This is a genomic window from Syntrophothermus sp., assembly GCF_013314835.1.
Lineage (GTDB): Bacteria > Bacillota > Syntrophomonadia > Syntrophomonadales > Syntrophothermaceae > Syntrophothermus > Syntrophothermus lipocalidus.
Genome location: NZ_JABUEX010000125.1, coordinates 1 through 3,468 on the forward strand (window position 1 = coordinate 1; position 3,468 = coordinate 3,468).

Annotated in this window: 5 protein-coding genes; all 5 read left to right on the forward strand. The window is 54.9% G+C overall.

Features of this window, described 5'->3' with window-relative positions:
* Window positions 1–822: 822 nt before the first annotated feature.
* Complete coding sequence (locus HPY90_RS15425; protein WP_287195807.1) at window positions 823–1,098, forward strand: hypothetical protein; 276 nt, start codon at window positions 823–825, stop codon at window positions 1,096–1,098.
* Between the two features lie 130 nt (window positions 1,099–1,228).
* The gene (locus HPY90_RS15430) at window positions 1,229–1,888 is read left to right on the forward strand and encodes a coiled-coil domain-containing protein (protein WP_287195808.1); all 660 of its coding nucleotides are present in this window, start codon (window positions 1,229–1,231) and stop codon (window positions 1,886–1,888) included.
* A gap of 63 nt (window positions 1,889–1,951) precedes the next feature.
* A complete protein-coding gene (locus HPY90_RS15435) occupies window positions 1,952–2,314 on the forward strand; it encodes a nucleotidyltransferase family protein (RefSeq protein WP_287195810.1) in 363 nt (120 codons plus the stop codon).
* Window positions 2,315–2,794: a ribonuclease toxin HepT-like protein gene (locus HPY90_RS15440; RefSeq protein WP_287195812.1), complete on the forward strand. Its 480-nt coding sequence runs from the start codon at window positions 2,315–2,317 to the stop codon at window positions 2,792–2,794.
* Window positions 2,795–2,832: 38 nt separating this feature from the next.
* The coding region (locus HPY90_RS15445; RefSeq protein ID WP_287195814.1) for an NAD-dependent epimerase/dehydratase family protein at window positions 2,833–3,468 on the forward strand (636 nt) is incomplete at its 3' end.

The window sequence follows — 3,468 nt, forward strand, 5'->3', positions numbered from 1 at the left end:
CGCGATCCGTTTGACCGGCTTCTCATCGCCCAGGCCCAGTTGGAAAATCTCCCGATCCTCACTGCAGATCCTCAAATTGGCCGCTATGATGTGGAAGTCATCTGGTAACACCGGGGAGCCGGAGTAGGACCGGGGGGCAAGGGGGAACTCATGAGAGCCGCATCTGTCCTTGACTGTCCCTTTTAATCAGGATTAGTCATGATAAGATCGTACTTGCCGGTACATTGATAGTTAGTACAAAGATGTATGAAAGTGAGGTTGGTGGAGATGGTACAGCGCCCGAAAAGAGCTGTTGGGAGACGAAGCCGGGTGGAGAATGTTTCAAGGCGGATTCTCAAGTTGAACCCCAAGGGGCAGGCGACAATACCCGTGGAACCGCATTAAAAATCTTGAACCCCCTGGAAGAGAGCCTGCTGCCGGAGGAGGAGCCGGAGCGGTAGTCAGGGGAACTAACTACCAACCTGGTCCCGGTGATGCTTGTGGTTCCTGAGCTGTATTCATACCGGGGAGCAGCGCTGATGCTCCCCGGTTTCGCTTTAATGACTTGGGCCGCGATGCTGTTTCGTAAGGCAGGAACAAGCTTCCAGTTAAATCGAGGGCCTTCTGTTCTGGTAATGGGAACGTCTTTGCTTTGGCTGGCACGGGGGACAGCCGCTGTTCTGGCTGGCCGGGCCGGGGAGCGGCAGTAAAGCCTGCCTGGCCAATGGTGAGGCAGGAATTTCCACCCCCTTTGTCGAAGTGCAAGATTGTCTGGAAGTTCCGCACGGTGGGTGAGGCCTCTGATGCTGAGGGCGGCCGAACTCTCCGGAAAGAAGAGGGGCGTTGCAGCCTTTCACCTCACGTGCCGGAGGCGCAAGAAAAGAGGCCGGCGGGGTTGAGAAGGAGAAGGAAAAGATGAGCCTTGGCCTGGGCGGTGATGGAGAAAAGAAGGTTCCGGCGCGGATCGCGCTGGCGGCACCGGAGATCGACGAGAGTGATGTGGCGGCGGTGGTGGAGGTCCTGCGCTCCACAACAATCTTTCCAGAGCCGAAGTGGACCTGGTGGTGGACGCCCTGGCCGGCGCCCTGGAAGAGGCTGTTAAATGAATGGTGTCTGTAGGCTGGCGGCCCGTGTTATGTTATAATAGCGGTACCGCTTAAGCGAGGCTGAAAAACCTGGTGAAGCTAATTGTAAGGAGAATAACTTAGGAAATAGAAATGTTTAAATTGGGGGAGGGTTTACGTGGACAATGGAGAATGAGAAGTTTCAAGAACTGGTCTTGAAGCAACTTCAAGTGCTTACCGAGGGGCAGTCCAGGCTTGAATCACGCCTTGGCAACGTTGACTCGCGGCTGGGTCAAGTGGAATCACACCTCCAAAATGTCGACTCGCGGCTGGGCCAAGTAGAATCACGCCTTGACAACGTCGACTTAAGGCTGGGTCGAGTTGAAGTGCGCCTTGACAACGTGGAAACGCGCCTCGACAACGTCGACTCAAGGCTGGGCCAGGTAGAGTCGCGCCTGGACAGTGTGGAATCACACCTCCAAAATGTCGACTCGCGGCTGGGTCAGGTTGAGTCGCACCTCGACAACGTCGACTCAAGGCTGGGCCAGGTTGAAGTGCGCCTTGACAACGTCGACTCAAGGCTGGGCCAGGTTGAAGTGCGCCTTGACAACGTGGAAACGCACCTTCAAAACGTCGACTCGCGGCTGGAGAATGTGGAAAAAGGCCAGCTGAAAATTGAAACACGCCTCGAAAATGAGGTTATCGAGAAAATCCGGGCGCTCTTCGATGATCGAGAGGTGCAAAACGCCAAGCTTGACCAGATCATAGCCAGGGAAGAGAACATCCTGGCAGATATCAATTACCTCGTAAGCAGAGTTGTCCGCCTGGAAAAAATGGCGAAGTGACAAAATCATGGCCAGGCTCAAAAAGCTGGTGAAAGACTTGACACTTAACTGGAGGCCTGAGGCGTGTTAAATCACCGGCAGAAGCAAAGATACATCTCCGGTTGGTTGAAGAGAAAAGAGGAGAGGCAGGCGCAGCTGAAAGAGCAGCAGCGACTGGCACTGGAAAAGGCCTTTGAAATTGCTCAGATGTTAAAGGCAAAGTACGGAGCAAGAAAGGTTGTCCTGTTCGGGTCGCTCGTCAAAGGCAAGTATTGGAGGCATTCGGATATCGACATCGCCGTCCATGGCATAGATGAAAGCCGCTATTTGGATGCGGCCTGGGAGGCTTCCCAGATTGCCCTCCCTTTCAAGGTTGACCTGCTTCCTCTTGAGAGTGTTGCCGAGACTCTCAAGAGAAAAATCGAGGACGAGGGGCTGGTAATGTAAATGATCCAGAAGCTGATGGTGCTCCGCGATGAAATCGAAGAGGAACTGGCAAATATTTTTCAGCTCAAAGAGAACTTATGCGACATGAGAAAAAAAAGTTTGGACCCTGAAATAGAAAAAAGAGTGTACGCCTCCGTCCTTGCCGATTTTTACATGGCGGTGGAGCGTGTTTTTAAGCTGATAGCCAAGGAAGTGGATGGCGAATTGCCTGAAGGAGGAGATTGGCACAAGAAATTACTGCGCCAGATGTCTGTGGAGCTACCGGGAATTCGCCCCCCAGTAATCGATAAAAGCCTGTTTCACCAACTGGAGGAATATCTGAAGTTCAGGCACCTGGTGCGCAATATCTACGGTTTTCAACTGGAATATAAACGATTTGCCCATTTAGTTAAAGACATGCCTGCCCTTGCCGAGGCTGTGGAGCAACAGGTAACGGGATTTCTGAATGACCTGTTGGAAATAATGAAGGATCTTTCGTGATTTTCTTCGTTCGGGCAAAACAAGAAAGGATGTGTGCGATGCGAATTCTGGTGACGGGCGGGGCGGGGTTCATCGGCTCCCATGTTGTCGACGCTTTGGTTGCTGCGGGGCATGAGGTTGTCGTGGTTGACAACCTCAGCACCGGGAGGGAGGAGAACCTGGCGGCCGCCCTGCGGGGCGGGGTGAAGTTTTACAAAATGGACATCTGCGAGCCGGGGCTGGAGGAGATCTTCCGGGAGGGGAAGTTTGATTTTGTGAACCACCACGCCGCCCAGATCGATGTGCGCCGCTCTGTTGCGGACCCGGTTGAGGACGCCAGGACGAACATCATCGGGCTTTTGAACGTGCTCGAGAACTGCCGCCGCTTCCAGGTGAAGGGCGTGGTTTTCGCCTCTTCAGGCGGGGTCGTCTACGGGGAGCCGCGGAGGCTCCCGGCGGATGAAAACCACCCCAAGGGGCCGCTCTCACCCTACGGGGTGAGCAAGCTCTCCTCGGAGTTCTACCTTGCCTGCTACTGGGGCGTCTTCGGCCTGCCCTACGTCTCTCTGCGCTATTCGAACGTCTACGGCCCGCGCCAGGACCCCCACGGGGAGGCCGGGGTGGTGGCCATCTTCGGGAAAAAGATGCTCCGGGGCGAGGCCCCGGTGATCTACGGGGACGGGGAGCAGGTGCGG